The organism is Pedobacter alluvionis (assembly GCF_003664035.1).
GTDB lineage: Bacteria > Bacteroidota > Bacteroidia > Sphingobacteriales > Sphingobacteriaceae > Pedobacter > Pedobacter alluvionis.
The window spans coordinates 1,631,627-1,649,141 of record NZ_RCCK01000010.1 but is presented as its reverse complement, the minus strand read 5'-3'; the positions used below and the strand labels follow the sequence as shown (position 1 = coordinate 1,649,141).

Annotated in this window: 14 protein-coding genes; 13 read left to right on the top strand and 1 reads right to left on the bottom strand. The window is 37.4% G+C overall.

Annotated elements, in window-relative coordinates:
* Window positions 1-236 precede the first annotated feature (236 nt).
* The 4 genes from trpS to kdsB all read left to right on the top strand — a co-directional run bounded on the left by trpS (window position 237) and on the right by kdsB (window position 2,980).
* Window positions 237-1,235, top strand: coding sequence for a tryptophan--tRNA ligase (gene trpS / locus BCL90_RS07185; RefSeq protein ID WP_121283299.1), 999 nt, complete (start codon window positions 237-239; stop codon window positions 1,233-1,235).
* Between the two features lie 78 nt (window positions 1,236-1,313).
* Window positions 1,314-1,928, top strand: a complete 615-nt coding sequence (locus tag BCL90_RS07180) for a deoxynucleoside kinase (protein WP_090500686.1) — start codon at window positions 1,314-1,316, stop codon at window positions 1,926-1,928.
* A gap of 63 nt (window positions 1,929-1,991) precedes the next feature.
* Window positions 1,992-2,195 (top strand): DUF5808 domain-containing protein, encoded by a 204-nt coding sequence (locus BCL90_RS07175; RefSeq protein WP_121283298.1) that lies wholly within the window; start codon window positions 1,992-1,994, stop codon window positions 2,193-2,195.
* Window positions 2,192-2,980, top strand: coding sequence for a 3-deoxy-manno-octulosonate cytidylyltransferase (kdsB, locus tag BCL90_RS07170; protein WP_121283297.1), 789 nt, complete (start codon window positions 2,192-2,194; stop codon window positions 2,978-2,980). Before BCL90_RS07175 ends, kdsB begins: the two co-directional genes overlap by 4 nt.
* Before the next feature lie 116 nt (window positions 2,981-3,096).
* Here kdsB and BCL90_RS07165 read toward each other — a convergent pair whose 3' ends face one another.
* Window positions 3,097-4,050, bottom strand: coding sequence for a bifunctional helix-turn-helix transcriptional regulator/GNAT family N-acetyltransferase (locus tag BCL90_RS07165; RefSeq protein ID WP_121283296.1), 954 nt, complete (start codon window positions 4,048-4,050; stop codon window positions 3,097-3,099).
* Between the two features lie 267 nt (window positions 4,051-4,317).
* Here BCL90_RS07165 and BCL90_RS07160 point away from each other — a divergent pair, with 267 nt between their 5' ends.
* From BCL90_RS07160 to BCL90_RS07125, 9 genes are all read left to right on the top strand, one after another.
* Window positions 4,318-4,860, top strand: a complete 543-nt coding sequence (locus BCL90_RS07160; RefSeq protein WP_121283295.1) for a hypothetical protein — start codon at window positions 4,318-4,320, stop codon at window positions 4,858-4,860.
* Between the two features lie 24 nt (window positions 4,861-4,884).
* Window positions 4,885-5,361, top strand: coding sequence for a DUF1572 domain-containing protein (locus BCL90_RS07155; protein WP_121283294.1), 477 nt, complete (start codon window positions 4,885-4,887; stop codon window positions 5,359-5,361).
* Between the two features lie 144 nt (window positions 5,362-5,505).
* Window positions 5,506-7,644, top strand: a complete 2,139-nt coding sequence (locus BCL90_RS07150) for an outer membrane beta-barrel protein (RefSeq protein ID WP_244095067.1) — start codon at window positions 5,506-5,508, stop codon at window positions 7,642-7,644.
* Window positions 7,592-8,281, top strand: a complete 690-nt coding sequence (locus BCL90_RS26010; RefSeq protein WP_244095066.1) for a hypothetical protein — start codon at window positions 7,592-7,594, stop codon at window positions 8,279-8,281. Before BCL90_RS07150 ends, BCL90_RS26010 begins: the two co-directional genes overlap by 53 nt.
* Window positions 8,282-8,287: 6 nt before the next feature.
* Window positions 8,288-9,049, top strand: coding sequence for a GLPGLI family protein (locus tag BCL90_RS07145; RefSeq protein ID WP_121283293.1), 762 nt, complete (start codon window positions 8,288-8,290; stop codon window positions 9,047-9,049).
* Between the two features lie 159 nt (window positions 9,050-9,208).
* Window positions 9,209-10,825 carry a CTP synthase gene (locus tag BCL90_RS07140; protein ID WP_121283292.1) on the top strand — a complete coding sequence of 539 codons (1,617 nt, stop codon included), beginning with the start codon at window positions 9,209-9,211 and terminating at the stop codon, window positions 10,823-10,825.
* A gap of 20 nt (window positions 10,826-10,845) precedes the next feature.
* Window positions 10,846-12,651: a membrane protein insertase YidC gene (gene yidC / locus BCL90_RS07135; protein ID WP_121283291.1), complete on the top strand. Its 1,806-nt coding sequence runs from the start codon at window positions 10,846-10,848 to the stop codon at window positions 12,649-12,651.
* Between the two features lie 287 nt (window positions 12,652-12,938).
* Window positions 12,939-15,797: a S9 family peptidase gene (locus BCL90_RS07130; protein ID WP_121283290.1), complete on the top strand. Its 2,859-nt coding sequence runs from the start codon at window positions 12,939-12,941 to the stop codon at window positions 15,795-15,797.
* Between the two features lie 259 nt (window positions 15,798-16,056).
* A complete protein-coding gene (locus tag BCL90_RS07125) occupies window positions 16,057-17,328 on the top strand; it encodes a nucleoside recognition domain-containing protein (RefSeq protein WP_121283289.1) in 1,272 nt (423 codons plus the stop codon).
* The last annotated feature ends 187 nt before the right edge of the window (window positions 17,329-17,515 follow it).

Below are 17,515 nucleotides of genomic sequence, written 5' to 3'. Positions count from 1 at the left end.
ATTAGAGGGAAGGGATTTGTTGTTATAGATCTCTCCACAACGCTGCGCTACGGTCGAGATGACGACCACGAAACGGGACTTCGATCGAAATGATGATTAAATTATTGAAAATTCAGTGTAGATAGCGATCGCAAGTTACGCTGCTACGGTCGAGAGGACGACTACACTAAAAATCTTATCATTAAAATCAAGGCGATTATGATTTGCTTGTATTTTATTTTTAATTTCGTGCCATTATGAAAGAAACAGTGGTGAGCGGCATCCGCTCAACAGGAAAATTACATTTGGGTAATTATTATGGTGCAGTTAAAAACTTTGTTCAAATGCAGAGCGAATATAACTGCTACTTTTTTATCGCCGATTTACATTCTTTAACTACACATCCAACTCCAGCCGATTTACATGGAAATATTAAACATGTTTTGGTTGAGTACCTGGCAAGTGGAATAGATCCAGAAAATAGCACCATTTATATACAAAGTGATGTTCCCGAAATTGCGGAACTATATTTATACCTAAATATGAACGCTTATATGGGTGAATTAGAGCGTAGTACTTCATTTAAAGATAAAGTACGTGCCAACCCCGATAACGTTAATGCAGGTTTATTAACTTATCCGGTATTAATGGCAGCCGATATTTTAATCCATAAGGCGACCAAAGTACCTGTTGGAAAAGATCAGGAACAACATTTAGAGATGGCCCGTACTTTCGGAAACCGTTTCAACAGATTGTATAATACCGAATATTTCCCTGAACCTTATGCTTTTAGCTACTCTGATAAACTGGTTAAAGTACCAGGCTTAGATGGAAAAGGAAAAATGGGCAAATCAGAAGGCGAAGCCAATGCGGTATACCTGTCTGATGATCCTGAAACTATTCGTAAAAAAGTAATGAGAGCGGTTAGTGATGGTGGTCCGACGGAAGAAAACCAACCAAAACCTGAACCGATCCAGAATCTTTTCGATTTAATGAAGGTAGTTTCGAGTGTTGATACGCATGCGCATTTTGAAGAGCTTTACAACAAAATGCAGATCCGTTACGGCGATTTCAAAAAACAACTGGCAGAAGATATGATTATTGCTACTGCGCCTATGCGTGAACGCATTCAGGACATTGCCAAAGATGATTCTTATTTAAGGCAAGTGGCTAAACATGGTGCATTAAAGGCTCGTGAAAGTGCTCAAAAAACCATCAGAGAGGTTCGCAGTTTAATCGGGTTTAAAAGTTTTTAATTAATATTGCGGTAAGCGGCTGGCGGTTGGCGCTATAATCGCCTTACGCAAAACGCTCACCGCAAAACGCAAAAAAATATGCACATAGCAATTGTAGGAAATATAGGTGCCGGTAAAACTACCTTAACAGGTTTATTGGCTAAGAATTATGGATGGGAAGCTTTATATGAGGCTGTGGACAATAACCCTTACCTGGAAGATTTTTACAGCGACATGAAACGTTGGAGCTTTAATCTTCAGATTTATTTCCTGAACAGCCGTTTTCAGCAAATCACTGATATTGAAGTCAATAAACGTAATGTAATCCAGGACAGGACCATTTACGAGGATGCACATATTTTTGCAGAGAACCTCCACGATATGGCCTTAATGACCACCCGCGATCATGATAATTACAGGGCTATTTTTGATAATATTACCTCTTTTATTAAACCACCAGATTTATTGGTTTACCTGCGTGCATCGGTACCTACCTTGGTTAACAATATTCAGCGCCGTGGCCGTGAATACGAAGCAGGTATCCGTATCGATTACCTTTCTAAACTAAACGAAAAATACGAGGCCTGGATTAAGGGGTATAAACTCGGGAAATTATTAATTTTAGATAAAGACAAATTAGATTTCACCAATAATCCCGAAGATTTAGGAACGGTAATCCAATCTATAGAGGCAGAGATTAACGGACTGTTTTAACACCCAGTCCCTAAAGGGGAGTTGCATTCATAATAAATGGTTTAAATATTTAATGCGATAAATATGCAAAAAGATTTCGAGCATGAAAATCCAGAAAATTGGAAATGGGGTACTTTTTATTTCAACAAAAAAGACTCCAGGTTAATTGTTCCAAAGCGTGTAAAATTGCTGGGCTGGACATTTAATTTCGCTCATCCTGTATCTTTTATTATTATTGCATTGATCTTTATATTTGTTTTTTATCAATTCTATCGCAACAATATATGATCGGTAAAAATTTAAAGTCCCCACGTGGGGATTTAGGGGTTATAGGCATTATTCCGGCGCGATATGCCTCTACCCGCTTTCCGGGAAAACCTTTAGTGGATATTGCCGGAAAAACCATGATCCAGAGGGTTTATGAGCAAGCATCGAAAGCCGAAAGCTTATCAAAAGTAGTAATTGCCACCGATGATGTACGGATTGCAGATGAAGTGACCAGGTTTGGCGGAGAATTTATCTTTACCTCCTCTAATCACCAAAGTGGAACGGACAGGTGCGCAGAAGTGATTGAAACTTTAACGGGATACGATATCGTGATCAATATCCAGGGCGATGAACCTTTTATCGAACCTGCCCAGATCGATTTATTGGCAAGCTGTTTTATTGAAGAAAAAGTACAGTTAGCAACATTAATCAAATCTATTCAAAGTCAGGAAAGTGTATACAATCCCAATAGCCCTAAAGTGGTGATTGATGTAAATGGCCGGGCGATATATTTTAGTCGCAGTCCAATTCCTTTTATCAGAAATGGTGAACCGGGTGTATGGGCAGAGAAACACCAGTTTTATAAACACATCGGGATTTACGGTTACCGCACGGAGTCGTTAAAAGCCATAACCAAACTTCCTCCATCCTCATTAGAGATTGCCGAAAGTCTGGAACAGCTGCGCTGGATTGAAAATGGTTTTTATATCCAAACCAAAGTTACCGACCTTGAAACTGTTGCTATTGATACCCCTGAAGATTTATTGAAATTAAACAATTTATTGGAGGCGCTGAAGCACGACTAAGGTTTTGATGTTCATTAGTCATTAGTTTATTGGTTGGTTCATGGTTGATAGTTTGATGGTTCACGGCCAAATGCTAATGACTTGAGATCAATCTTCTTCGGACTACCGACTTCAGACTATTTTACCGCCAGCTCCATCTGAATATTACATCGTGCATAAGGAGTAGGCTTACCTGCCACTTTTTTAAAACCCAATTTGTGATAAAGATTTATGGCCGGTTTTAAAATGGTATTGCTTTCTAAATAAATTTTAGAGGCACCTAATGACCTAGCTTTTTCAACAATGGCATTCGCCAGTAAAAACCCAACATTTTTTCCCTGGGCTTTTGGCGATACGGCCATTTTGGCCAGTTCAAAATCATATTCTTCATCATTCATCTTAATCAGCGCACAAACGCCCAAGGGTTCGCCTTCGTAAAGCGCAACAAGAATAAAACCTCCTTTATCTAAAATATAACCCTGAGGATCATCCAAAGCTTTATAATCAGATTCTTCCATGGTAAAATACGTTGAAATCCATTCTACATTCAGCGACCTGAATATTTCCTGGTATTCGGGCAGGTAATCTACAATTTCAACCTTTAAACTATCTCTTTCCTTTTTCTTTTCGATTACCCTTCTTAATAAAGTTTTTTGCTCCAGTAAAAATTCCCATTCGCCTATTGCTTCCCAAAGTTTATGCTGCGCTTGTGCCGAGATCTCTTCAATAGCGGCATTTACATCAATGATCTGATCTTTTATTTCTTTAGAGATCTCCACTCCTTTTTTTGAAAGGCTCACTACATTTCTACGCCCGTCAGCTTTGTCTTTACTTTCTTTGACATAACCTTTTTTCAGCATCTCACTGATAATTTTGCTTACAGATGGATGAGAATGGCCAATATCTCTAGCCAGTTTGGTAATTGTTTTTTCTTTTTCCCGGACTAAAGCATAAAATACAGGAAACCACTTGGGCTGCATATCAATATGATACAACTTATAAATTTGTGCTGCATCTTCAGTCACCTTATCGGTCAAAATTCTTAACCTGCTGCCAATGGCTACTTTACCTACTTCTTCAAAAAAATTCATAACAAAATAGATTACGTAATCAGTTACACAAATATAATAACAAAATGATCTAATCCAATAATATTTAATGGTATCGCCAAAATTTTCGTGTTTTAGTTTACCTGTAACGAAACATACTATTCATTACCGTTAGGCTAGGGAAATTATTTTAATGTTCAGAATAATTTAAACAAATTGCCTGATTGATATTTCGATTTTCAATTGTGGTTATCGGGTGGCTACTCCTTTTAATTTTAAACCACCTGATAAAATTTGTAGTTTTGAAATATGAGAAATATACCGCTCTTCCTTGCTATCTGTCTTTTAGCGCTTGTTGCCTGTAATTCGAATGGCAAAAAAGAGACCAATGCCATTGAGTTTAAAAATGTGAACCAAAGTCTGGCTAAATCTTTTTCTGATTTAAAACGTTTGGACACTTTTAGGATAGAACTTACCGGCAGAAAACCAGAGGAAATGGTATTAAATTTCACGATCAAAAATGCTGATGGAAAAGAGATTTACAATGCTAAAATAAAGGGAACAGAACTGGTTAACAATACCGACCCTAACGTTGACCTTTCGAAAGAGAAAGACCAGGTTATTTTCCTAAAAACCATTGCAGACGACTTTTTCAGCGATGATAATTTTCTGGAGCCAGCAGTAATGCCCGAAGATAAGGCGGATAAATACACACCGGATAAGGCCCTTTATGAGGAACTAAAAAAATCAGGTTTAAATGGCTTTAAATACCGTTTAGGAAAAGAGAACAACATTTATATTGCCTGGAGCGAAAAAGAGCAGAAGGTGAAAATTTATTATAATTGTTGTTAATCAAAACTATTTAAAAGTTTATCGATGAAAAAATCTGATTTTATAGCAAATCGCTTAAGAGAGATTTTTTTAAATGGTTATTGGATAGCTAATACCAATTATAGAGATCAGTTAGAAGAAATTACCTGGCAACAGGCCATCCATCAGGTAGAAAATTTAAATACCATTGCTGCCCTAACCTATCATATTAATTATTATCTGCTTGGACTTTTACATGTATTTAATGGTGGACCTTTAGAAATTAAAGACCAGTACAGTTATAATCTTCCACCTATATATTCAGAAGCAGACTGGAAAAAACTAGTCAATGATTTTTTGACAAATGCTTCAGTTTTTGCTATCACAGTAGAAAAAATGCCAGATGAAAAGTTAGACGAGATATTTGTAACAGAAAAGTATGGCACTCACCTGCGGAATATAGAAGCTGTAATTGAACACAGTTATTATCATTTAGGACAGATTGTACTCATCAAAAAATTGATTTTGGCAGCAGGGAAATAAAATGCCATCATTCTGTACATTAAGCTTTCCCTCCTCTTTCCACCATAAAAAAATATTTTAACATTTATTCATAAACTAAATAAATAGTTGTATTTTAGAGCACATAACCAAACACAGATTATTTAACGTTTCTCTAAAACATACATGCTCAAGCAACTCTTCCCGGTTTTTATTTTTTCACTACTATTTTTTCCAGCACTCGCACAAAAAGCAAGCATAAAAGGCGTCGTTGTTGATACGGTTGAGAAGAAAAAATTACAAAACAGTTCTATCCTGCTGGTATCAAGCAAAGATTCTATCCTAGTTACGGATACGCGGACCAAAGCCAACGGTGAATTCGAATTAGCTAACCTAAAAAAAGGCAGTTATACTTTAGTCATCACCTTTCCTAAAATGGCCGATTATATAAGAGACATCCAGTTGTCAGATTCATCTAAATTTAACCTGGGTAATATTGCAATGGATAGCAAAGCCACACTTTTGAATGAGGTGACAATCAAGGCACAAAAACAGGCCATCAGCATGAAAGGCGACACGATAACCTACCAGGCAGATAGCTTTGCAGTTAAGCCACATGCCAACCTGCAGGATCTGTTAAGGCGATTACCTGGAATTGAAGTAGATAAAGATGGTGCAATAAAAGCAGGTGGAAAAGATGTAAATACTCTTTTGGTTGATGGAGAAGAATTTTTTGGCGATGATCCGCTTCTGGCCCAGAAATACCTAAAGGCTAATGCAGTTAGTGAAGTTCAGGTTTACGACAAAAAAACCAAAGAGGAAGAATTATCGGGAATAAAAGAGGGTGATGCCAAAGAGAAGGTGATGAATATTAAACTCAAGGAGAATGCTAAAAATGGCTATCTGAGCACGCTGGATGCCAACAGTGATTTAAATCATTTTAAAAACGTTGGGGGCATGGCTGGTATCTACAAAAGTAAATTAAAAGCTGCAGTCTTTGGATTTAACTCTAATACCAACCAGGATTCGAAAGCAAGTGAAGCCATGAGCAGATTAAAAGGAAATGATTATGATGTAATTGAAGTTGGCGATGATGGCAGTACCGTTATGATTATGTACGGCAATCGAGATGATGATGGTTTCTCGCCAACAGACGGCTTGCCTGATATCACCAGTTATGGCGCACATTTCTCCGATAAATGGAATGAAAATAAAGTAGGTCTGAAACTCAATTATAAAGGCAACAATCGGGATGTTATAGATAGAACGACTTCTAAAAACCAGTCACTATTGCCAAATGGAACAAATTTCTTTAGTTCCAGCAGTGCAAACAGCGAAACTAAGAGTTCGGGACAGAGTTTAAAAGGAGGCGTTGATGTTAAGATAGACTCGCTGTCTACATTAAAGATATCATTTGCTGCGAGCAAAAACAAAAACAGTAATGAATACAAAAGCACTAACGAAACCAAAAACGGAGCAGGATTTTTTGTAAACAACAGTGATCAAACAAACAATAGCAACGGAGTTGACAATCTGTTTAACGGCAATATCAATTATTCGAAAAAGTTTGCCAAAAAAGGAAGGACACTGTCTATCGATTTACAACCAGAAACCAAAAACGGCACCAGTCTCGGCAACAGTAAAAGTGTCACCAATTATTATGATGACAACGGCGTACCTAAAGGGCCGCCGATCACTCAGGACTTCCTCAATGATAACTCGGGCAAGGAAACTTCACTTGGTGCAAGAATATCGTATACTGAACCGCTGAACAAACAATTATCCTTGCAAACCGCCTATAGCTTTAAAACGGTAAACTCCAATAGCCATAAACTGGTTTTCGATAAGTCATTAAATAATAAACGGATCGATTCGCTAAGTAATAATTTCGATTTTAATAATTTTTCGAATATAGGCAAGGTGGTATTACAATATCGGGCGAAGAAATTTACTTTATCTAGCGGTGCAGAGGCTACACAAACAACATTCGAGCTGAATGATTTAGACCGCAGCAACAAATTTAACCGAAATTACTTAAACTGGGCACCACAGAGTAACCTTAACTATAAACTCGGTAAAAATACAAGTGCATCCTTAAACTATAACGGAAATACGCGACAGCCCAGCTTAGATCAACTACAACCCATCAGGCAAATAAACAATCCACTTTACGAAATAAAAGGTAATCCAAATTTAAAACCATCATTCAACAATAATTTTGGCTTTAATTTAAACACCTACCAGCAAAAATCGCAAATGTACGCATATGTGTATGGGCTACAGTTTTACCAAAAATGCAGTAGCGAGTACGAGTACAGTAGATGAGGTAAACAAAACGACAAGTAGTTACATCAATCTGAATGGCAATAACAATTTTTACGCCGGTGCAAGTTTTAATAAAAGTTTCAGCAAAATTAATTTTAGTACGGGCTTAAATGCCAGTTATAACCATTCAAACTCGGTTTCTATTTTAAACAATAAACTGAATGAAAATGTAAACAACAGTATCAGTTTACGCCCTCGTTTCAGTTATTACAGCGATAAATTTCAAATTCAGTACGATCCGTCCTTTACCTTTTCAAACAGCCGCTCATCCATCGGCTCCATAAATAATGGTAAAAACTTTTACCATAACCACGAAATCTCCGGTACGATAGAACTGCCATACAATACCGAATTCAATACCTCAATATCATTATCATACCAGCCTGCCAACGCTTCGTTCAGCAAGCCGGTAAATGTTGCCATCTGGAATGCCTATTTATCAAAGAAGATGCTTAAAGCCCAGGAACTGGAATTAAAAGTAGCGATTTCAGATATTTTAGCTGAAAGAATCGGTTACAATCGATATGTTGGCGGCAACAGTATTAGTGAGAACACCAACAGTTTTATTCCAAGGTATGTCCTGATCGGTGTCACCTATAATTTAACCGGAAACTTTGTTAAACAAGACAAAAAATAACATCAGATGAAATATTTAGGATTAAGCATAATTTTATTTTTTGCAGTTACCATAATCAGGGCACAAGCTGTTTTCATCAGAAGTGCTAAAATAACATTTGAAAAAAAGATCAACCAAAAGCAGCAATTGGCAGAAAACGATTGGATGTCAGACGATGCCAAAGATAAAATGAGCAAGTACAGGACTTCCAGCTGGAATTATAGTTTTAACGATAGTAGCTCCATTTATAAGGTTAAACCGAAGGAAACCTTAAACGATAATAATTTCTTCTTTATTGCTGGTGAGAATACCAATGAAATGTATACAGATTTCAGCAAAAAAGCAAGGGTAATCAGAAAGCCAATAAATGGCGAGGATTTTATTTTAAAAGACACTATTCCCCGTCTCCAATGGAAAATTATGCATGATGTACGCCAAATTGCTGGTTACGAATGCCGTAAGGCGACAACCGTAATAAACGATTCTGTTACTGTAGTGGCCTTTTATACTGATGAGATTTTATTAAAAGGTGGCCCGGAGGGATTTACCGGTTTACCGGGAATGATATTGGGTTTGGCCATACCTCGTTACAACACCACCTGGTTTGCTATCAAGGTTGAAGCGAAAAATGTTCCGATTTTAAACATCGCACCTCCGGCAAAGGGAAAGAGAACCGATACGGAAAAAGATTTCAAAAAAATGGTCGACCTTTACACGCGTTATGATGATAAAAAGAATCCCAGAAAGATAGCAGATATTAAAAAAGAACTTTATACGCTGATACTTTAAGAGGCATCTCGCCTAAAATATTCAATATCAACCACATAAATCCAATAAAAAATATTCATACAAAACCCAATCGAGTGATAATTTTTTGTACCTTTGTATCCCGTACAAAAACAATTAAACAGGCTTAAAAAGCTTGGTTAATTCCACAAATTATCAATCATGACAAAGTATATTTTTGTTACGGGCGGTGTAACTTCCTCTTTAGGTAAGGGCATCATTTCCGCATCTTTAGCTAAACTTTTACAGGCACGTGGCTACCGTGTAACCATTCAAAAATTCGATCCGTACATTAATATCGATCCAGGAACATTAAACCCATACGAACATGGCGAATGTTTTGTAACTGAAGATGGTGCTGAAACCGACTTGGATCTTGGTCATTATGAGCGTTTCCTTAACGTTCCAACTTCTCAGGCAAATAACATTACTACTGGCCGCATTTACCAAAACGTAATTAGTAAAGAGCGTAAAGGCGAATATTTAGGCAAAACGGTGCAGGTTGTTCCACATATTACCGACGAGATTAAACGTAACATGCGCATTTTGGGAGATAGCGGAGAATACGACATTGTAATTACCGAACTTGGTGGTACCGTTGGTGATATTGAATCTCTGCCATTTATCGAAGCTGTTCGTCAGTTTAAGTGGGAAGAAGGCAGCTCCAATGCAATTGTTATTCACTTAACCCTGGTTCCTTATTTAGCTGCTGCCGGTGAATTAAAAACCAAACCAACACAACACTCGGTTAAAGCCTTATTGGAATACGGAATACAGCCAGATATATTGGTTTGCAGAACAGAACACCACATCAGCGCTGATATCAGAAAAAAAATTGCATTATTTTGTAACGTTAACATCAATGCGGTAGTCGAATCGATGGATGCATCTACTATTTATGATGTGCCATTGTTGATGTTAAAAGAGCAATTGGATAAAACTGTTTTATCGAAATTAAAACTGCCTACCAAGAACGATCCGGATATGGAAAGCTGGAAAGATTTCCTTGGCCGTTTAAAAAACCCGACTGCCGAAGTAAAAATCGGTTTGATTGGTAAATACGTAGAATTACCTGATGCTTATAAATCAATTATCGAATCTTTTGTACACGCAGGTTCGAAAAATGAATGTAAAGTCAGGGTAGAATATATCCACTCTGAAGGTATTTTCCCGGATAACGTAAAAGAGAAATTGAGTCATTTACAAGGTGTTTTAGTTGCACCGGGTTTTGGTAGCCGCGGTATTGAGGGTAAAATTGATGCCATCAAATATGTTCGTGAGAACAATATCCCTTTCTTCGGGATTTGCCTGGGTATGCAATGTGCAGTTATCGAATTTGGCCGTAATGTTTTAGGTTTGAAAGATGCACACACGACAGAAATTGAAGAAAATTCGCCAAATCCGGTCATTAACATGATGGAAGAGCAGAAAAAAATAACCAATAAAGGTGGAACAATGCGTTTAGGCTCTTATCCTTGCGATATTAAAAAAGGAACAAAAGCTTTTTCTATTTATGGTAAATCGCATATCAATGAGCGTCATCGTCACCGTTACGAATTTAATAATGCTTATTTAAAGCAATATGAAGATGCAGGAATGATTGCGTCAGGTATGAATCCGCAAACCAATTTGGTTGAAATTGTGGAACTAAAAAATCATCCATTTTTCGTTGGCGGACAGTTTCACCCAGAATTAAAATCAACAGTTGCTAATCCTCACCCACTTTTTGTTAAATTTGTCGCCGCTGCGATGGAGTTTGCAAAAAAGAAAACGAATTAAAAGCAGTATATACATAAATAATGGATAGAAATACCTTCACAGGACTGTTCCTGATCATGATCATTTTGGCAGGATCATTCTACTTTTTGAAGCCAAATGAAGCTGAAGTAAAAAGAGAACAAGTAAGAATCGACTCTACAAAAAGAGCCGATTCACTAAAAAAGATTGGCGTTAGCCCAATTCAAAAAGACACAACAAAAACTGCTGCGATTGCTAACCCAGCTGTAGATTCTTTAGCCCTAAAAGGCCCTTTTGGCACTGCTTTAACGGGTACTGAAGCCAATACGGTTCTGGAAAACGAAAAATTATTAATCACTTTAAGCAATAAAGGTGGTAAAATTACATCTGTTGAAGTTAAAGGACAGAAAACCTTTACCGGTAAACCACTTATTTTATTTGCTGGTAGCGAAAACAAGTTTGGCTTAAATTTAAATGTAGCTGGTAAAGTAATTAATACCAACGATTTATATTTTACCTCGACAAAAACAGGCAATACGGTTACCATGCGTGCCAACTATGGCGCTAATGCTTACGTAGAATATGTTTACGATTTAAAGGCCTTAAGCAACAACGTAGCTTTCAATGTTAATTTAGTTGGTTTACAACAGGTAATTGCAGGTAATACTATTGGTTTAAATTGGTCGACTATCTTATTACAACAAGAAAAATCACTCGATAGTGAACACCGGTATTCTACACCATACTACAAATATTTAGATGGCGATGTAAACCACTTAAGCGTTTCGAAAGATGAGAAAGAAGAATTATCGAAAGGTAAAATCCAATGGTTCTCTTTTAAACAACACTTTTTCTCAGCTTCTTTAATCTCTAAACAAGCTTTCGAAAAGGGAAGTTTAGAGGTTAAAATCCCAACGGCTCCTGGACAGGTGAAGTTTTATGATGCCAATATGCAATTGCCTTATGCGCATACGGCTAACCAGGCTTATGAAATGGAATTCTATTTCGGAACCAACAAATTCTCTGCCCTAAAAGCACAAGGTTATGATTTAGAGCAGCAGGTTGATATGGGTTACTGGCCTTTAAAATACATTAACCGCTTTATTGTATTACCGGTATTTAACTTCTTAAACAGCTTTGGCTGGAACTACGGTTTAATCATTTTGGTATTAACCATTTTGTTAAAACTTGCTTTATCACCACTTACTTACAAGTCATACCTATCAATGGCTAAAATGCGTGTATTGAAACCAGAAATGGATGAAATTAAAGCTAAAGTAGGTGAAGATAACCCAACATTGGTTCAACAGGAATATTTAAAACTATATAAGAAAGCAGGTGTAAATCCTTTGGGTGGATGTTTGCCAATGGTATTACAGCTGCCTTTGGTAATGGCCTTCTTCTTCTTTTTCCCGAACTTATTCGAGCTACGCGGTGAAAGTTTCTTGTGGATGAAAGATTTATCAACCTATGATGAGTTTATCAAATTTGGCGTAAAAATCCCTCAAATTGGCGATCACTTAAGTTTAATGTGTGTATTGATGACCATCTCTACATTAATTATGACTTATTTCAATAACCAGGTTTCTGGAGCAACAGGCCAAATGAAATACATCGGTTATATTATGCCGGTTATTTTCTTAGGGGTATTGAACAGCTACCCTGCCGGATTAAACTATTATTATTTCTTAGCCAACTTAATGACTTTCGGACAGCAATTCTTAATCCGTAAAATGGTTGACGACGATAAAATTCATGCGCTAATCCAGCAAAACAAAGCCAGACCAGCTGACGAGAAAAAGAAAAAATCTAAATTTCAACAGCGTTTAGATGACTATATGCGTCAGCAACAACAAGCTAAAAAGTAATTTATCCTTTTTATAAGAAAACCCTCAATTGCTTAAAGTGATTGAGGGTTTTTAGTTTTGAGCAGAGGGCGTTGAGCTAAGAGCACTAAGCGCATGGCGTTAGGCGTTAATTCTGGAAAGCTTAAACTTCGTTCCTCCGCTCCCAGACTTCTTACAAATCCCATCTTACGTTTTACCTTTCCAATTCCCTTTTTTATTGTAAAATTTGGTATACAAGTTTCCTAATAAGCTAAAAAATTCCAATTTTAGAAGATTAAATCTCAACCAACAAATTAATAAATTTAAAAATGCAAAAGAGACTAACTATTATTCTGTTTTTCGTTGTCAGCTTTGCCTACGCACAAAAGAAACCTTTAGATCATTCGGTATATGATACCTGGGAATCAGTAGGCACAAAGCAATTATCAAATAATGGTCAATGGGCTATGTACAGCATCTTACAACAAGAAGGAGATGCACAATTATACCTTACTAATGTTAAAACGAATGCAAAGATAAATATCCCAAGAGGGATGAACTCGCAATTTAGCAACGATTCTAAGTTCGCAGCATTTAACATCCGTCCTTTAAATAAAGACTTACGTCAGGCTAAAATTAAAAAGAAAAAGACAGATGAATTACCAAAAGACTCGTTGGGCATTGCCAACCTTACTACCAGTGCTGTTACAAAAGTAGCAAGGGTAAAATCTTTCAAATTCCCTGAAGAAGGCGCTGGGGTAATGGCCTATTTAACTGAAAAACCAGATACGGCAAAGAAAACAGTAAAACCTGCTGAGAAAAAAGATGGCGAAACTGATTTTGCCGATGATGAACCTGCGGGAAAAAGCAAAACCGAAGAAGGAACCGATCTGGTAGTGAAAAACCTTTTAACAGGCACAGATAAAACCTATAAATTCGTTACCGATTATTATTTCAGTAAAGACGGCAAACAGTTGGTTTTTGCCTGCAGTGGATCTAAAAAAGACAAAACGGCCCCTCAGGGTGTATTCTTACTAAATACAGAAAAAGGCATATTAAAAACCTTGATTAAAGGGAAAGGAAGTTTTAAAAACTTCACTTTTGATGAGGAAAGCGAACATATTGCTTTTGTGGGTGAGCAAAGTCCGGAGAAACAAGAAATAAAAGATTACAATATTTATTACAACTCTTTAACACTCGATACAGCGCAGATACTGGTTGATTTTGATATGCCCGGACTGCCTGCAAAATGGTCGGTTAATGGCGATGGTAAAATTACTTTTAGTAAAGACGGCAAGAAATTATTTTTTGGCATCTCTCCCATTAAAAAGCCAAAAGACACTACAATCGTAGATTTCGAAGTGGCCAAAGTTGATGTTTGGAACTACAAAGACGATTACCTGCAGCCGATGCAGCTTAAAAATGCGGACAGGGACAGCAAAAAAAGTTATTTATCCGTTATTGATGTTTACAGTAGCGATCCTAAAGTAATTCCATTAACAGATCTAAAACTACCTGATGCCAATATGGTTGCGGAAGGTGATGCAAATGTGGTTTTAGCATCTACAGACTATGGCCGTAGGATCGAATCGCAATGGAGCGGTTCTACCACAAAAGATTACTATTTAGTTGACACTAAAAATGGTCAGAAAAAGAAAATCATTGATAATTTAAGCGGATATGCCATGGCTTCTCCTGGCGGAAACTACGTTTTATATTTTGATAGAAAAGCGGGTAGCTGGAATACTTATAACATAACCACAGGCAAATTAACTGTACTAACAACCGGATTAACAGAAAAATTTGTTAATGAAGAAAATGATGTACCTGACTTACCTTCTGCTTATGGTTTAGCCACCTGGACTGAAGGTGATAAAGCCGTATTGATTTACGATAAATATGATATCTGGTCGTTCTCTCCAGATGGAAAAACGGCACCAAAAAACATTACTGCCGGTTTCGGAAGAGCCAATAACCTTACTTTCCGTTACGAAAGAGTAGAACAGGATAACAGGTTTGAACGCAATGCAGACAGCAAATTTGTAAAAGCAAACGAAACGGTCTGGTTAGATGGCTTTAACAATTTGACAAAAGAAAATGGTTTTTACCACACCAGCGTAGGTTCAGCTAAAGCACCTGAACTGGTTGTAATGGCTAAATTTAAATATTCCAACCTGGTAAAAGCTAAAGATGCTGATATTTACATTTACGATAAAGCCAGTTATGTAGAATCGCCGAATGTTTATATCACCACCGATTTCAAAACGGAAACCAAATTAAGCAATACCAATCCTCAACAAAAAGACTACAATTGGGGCACGGCTGAGCTGGTTAAGTGGACTACACCAAAGGGTTATAAAGCCGAAGGTATTTTGTATAAACCCGAAAATTTCGATCCAAATAAGAAGCATCCGATGATTGCTTATTTCTACGAAAAACTAACGGATGGGTTATATACTTATCAAGCGCCGGCTCCTACTCCTTCGCGCCTAAACATTTCTTATTTCGTGAGTAACGGATATTTAGTTTTCGCACCCGATATTAGTTATGAAACTGGTCATCCAGGTAAATCAGCAGTTGAATTCATCAATTCAGGTGTGGAAAGTCTGAAAAAAAACAGCTGGGTAGATGGTAGTAAAATCGGCATCCAGGGTCAAAGCTGGGGTGGTTATCAGGTAGCCTATCTCATTACGCAAAATAACATGTATGCAGCAGCCTGGGCGGGTGCACCTGTGGTGAATATGACTTCGGCTTATGGGGGTATCCGTTGGGAAACCGGTATGAACCGTCAGTTCCAGTACGAGAAAACACAAAGCCGTATCGGTGCAACACTTTGGGAAAAACCTGAATTATATATTGAGAATTCACCATTATTTATGTTACCGAAAGTTAATACACCTGTGGTGATCATGGCTAATGATGCAGATGGTGCTGTGCCTTGGTATCAGGGGATCGAAATGTTTACAGGCCTGCGTCGTTTAGGCAAACCCGTTTGGATGTTAAATTACAATGGTGAAGCGCACAACCTGGTTCAACGCCAGAACCGCAAGGATATTCAAATCCGGGAACAACAATTTTTCGACTATTACTTAAAAGGTGCGAAAGCTCCGGCCTGGATGACAAGTGGAATTCCTGCTACCGAAAAAGGAAAAACATGGGGTTTTGAATTAACGGATGATAAACCTTAGCTGAGTTAGGAGTTTGGCGTTGGGAGTTTGGAGTGCTAATTCAGAAAATGACAATCCAACATTGACAACTAAGAATCTAAATCCATGATACAAGTAATATGTATCATGGATTTTTTCGTTGGATAAATTACTATAAATTCATTACTACTATTGAATCGTATAGGGCTATCGCCAGTAACTCTGAACTCCAAACTCTCTTCTATGAAGTTTCGACTAAAAAAGGTATTTTAACGGCTTCAAATAAAACTACACAACCCTAATGGCATTAAGCAGAATCTGGTCAGCGTTTATTATTGTGGCTATCGTTGTAGCGAGTATTAAATGTTTCTTTTTCGGACATAGCGATATTTTTAACTGGATGGTCATCGGTAAATCATCTGACCCATTAAACCCTTTAAAATTAGATGGCATCATTGAAACCTGCTGGATTGCGGTTGACCTTTGCATTAAATTAATCGGAACATTGGCTTTATTTATGGGGCTAATGAGCATCGCCGAAAAAGCAGGCGGTATCCGTTTATTGTCCAGGATTATTGGCCCTTTTTTCTCGAAACTTTTTCCCGAAATCCCAAAGGGGCATCCGTCGATGGGGCACATGATTATGAATTTCTCAGCCAATTTATTAGGTTTAGATAACGCGGCTACACCATTTGGTATAAAGGCGATGGAAAGTTTACAAGAGCTTAATCCAAATAAGGACGTTGCCAGTAATTCGCAGATCATGTTTTTATGCTTACACGCTGCAGGTTTATGTTTAATTCCAGTGAGTGTAATCGCCATCAGGTCTACTCAAAATGCACAAGATCCAACCGATATTTTCATTCCCTGTTTAATTGTAACATTTGTTGGTACCATGGCTGCCATGCTCATCGTATCTTTTAAACAAAAAATAAACTTATTTCAACCTGTTATCATTACTTGGGTATTAAGTATCTCGGCAGTAGTTGGCTTACTGGTTTGGTATGTGAGCAAGTTAAATGCCGAAAGTATAAAATCATTTTCAGGCTTATTAAGCGGTGGAATAATTTTGCTGATCTTTTTATTGATCGTATTAGGAGCATTATATAAAAAGATAGATGTATTTGATGCTTTTATTGATGGTGCCAAAGGTGGATTTGAAACCGCATTGAAAATTATCCCCTATTTAGTTGGAATTTTAGTTGCGGTAAGCATGCTGAGAACCAGCGGGACTTTTGATGTGATCATGAGCGGAATTAAAAGCATGTTTGTATTTTTTGGAACTGACACCAAATTTGTTGACGCATTACCTACAGCCTTAATCAGGCCTTTAAGTGGCGGTGCTGCGCGTGGAATGATGGTAAGCACCATGATCTCAAGCGGACCAGATTCTTTTGCAAGTAAATTATCGGGGGTTTTTCAAGGTGCTTCTGATACCACTTTCTATGTAGTAGCGGTTTACTTCGGTTCTGTTGGCATAAAAAATACACGTTATGCCATTGGCTCAATGTTACTGGCCGATTTAGTTGGAGTTTGTACGGCCATAGCGCTTAGTTATATGTTTTTTGCGTAAAGTCCGTTAATTAGTCATTGGTGTATCAACCTCCTTGCGAAACCGATTCTTCATCCAGCGAAGCAATCTGTTTTAATAGTCATTAGGCATCAGAGATATTCATTTCGGGAAAATTGGAAATCTTTCAATTCGCCTTCATTTAAAGATTATTTCATTCAGAATGACAAAATAAGCGCAGGAAAAAGGA

Coding starts and splice junctions, on each gene's coding strand:
- BCL90_RS07140 (WP_121283292.1), top strand. CDS start 9,209: ATGACAAAGTATATTTTTGTTACGGGCGGTGTAACTTCCTCTTTAGGT.
- yidC (WP_121283291.1), top strand. CDS start 10,846: ATGGATAGAAATACCTTCACAGGACTGTTCCTGATCATGATCATTTTG.
- BCL90_RS07155 (WP_121283294.1), top strand. CDS start 4,885: ATGAAAAAATCTGATTTTATAGCAAATCGCTTAAGAGAGATTTTTTTA.
- BCL90_RS07130 (WP_121283290.1), top strand. CDS start 12,939: ATGCAAAAGAGACTAACTATTATTCTGTTTTTCGTTGTCAGCTTTGCC.
- BCL90_RS07145 (WP_121283293.1), top strand. CDS start 8,288: ATGAAATATTTAGGATTAAGCATAATTTTATTTTTTGCAGTTACCATA.
- BCL90_RS07165 (WP_121283296.1), bottom strand. CDS start 4,050: ATGAATTTTTTTGAAGAAGTAGGTAAAGTAGCCATTGGCAGCAGGTTA.
- BCL90_RS07180 (WP_090500686.1), top strand. CDS start 1,314: ATGCACATAGCAATTGTAGGAAATATAGGTGCCGGTAAAACTACCTTA.
- BCL90_RS26010 (WP_244095066.1), top strand. CDS start 7,592: ATGGGCTACAGTTTTACCAAAAATGCAGTAGCGAGTACGAGTACAGTA.
- trpS (WP_121283299.1), top strand. CDS start 237: ATGAAAGAAACAGTGGTGAGCGGCATCCGCTCAACAGGAAAATTACAT.
- BCL90_RS07175 (WP_121283298.1), top strand. CDS start 1,992: ATGCAAAAAGATTTCGAGCATGAAAATCCAGAAAATTGGAAATGGGGT.
- BCL90_RS07150 (WP_244095067.1), top strand. CDS start 5,506: ATGCTCAAGCAACTCTTCCCGGTTTTTATTTTTTCACTACTATTTTTT.
- BCL90_RS07160 (WP_121283295.1), top strand. CDS start 4,318: ATGAGAAATATACCGCTCTTCCTTGCTATCTGTCTTTTAGCGCTTGTT.
- BCL90_RS07125 (WP_121283289.1), top strand. CDS start 16,057: ATGGCATTAAGCAGAATCTGGTCAGCGTTTATTATTGTGGCTATCGTT.
- kdsB (WP_121283297.1), top strand. CDS start 2,192: ATGATCGGTAAAAATTTAAAGTCCCCACGTGGGGATTTAGGGGTTATA.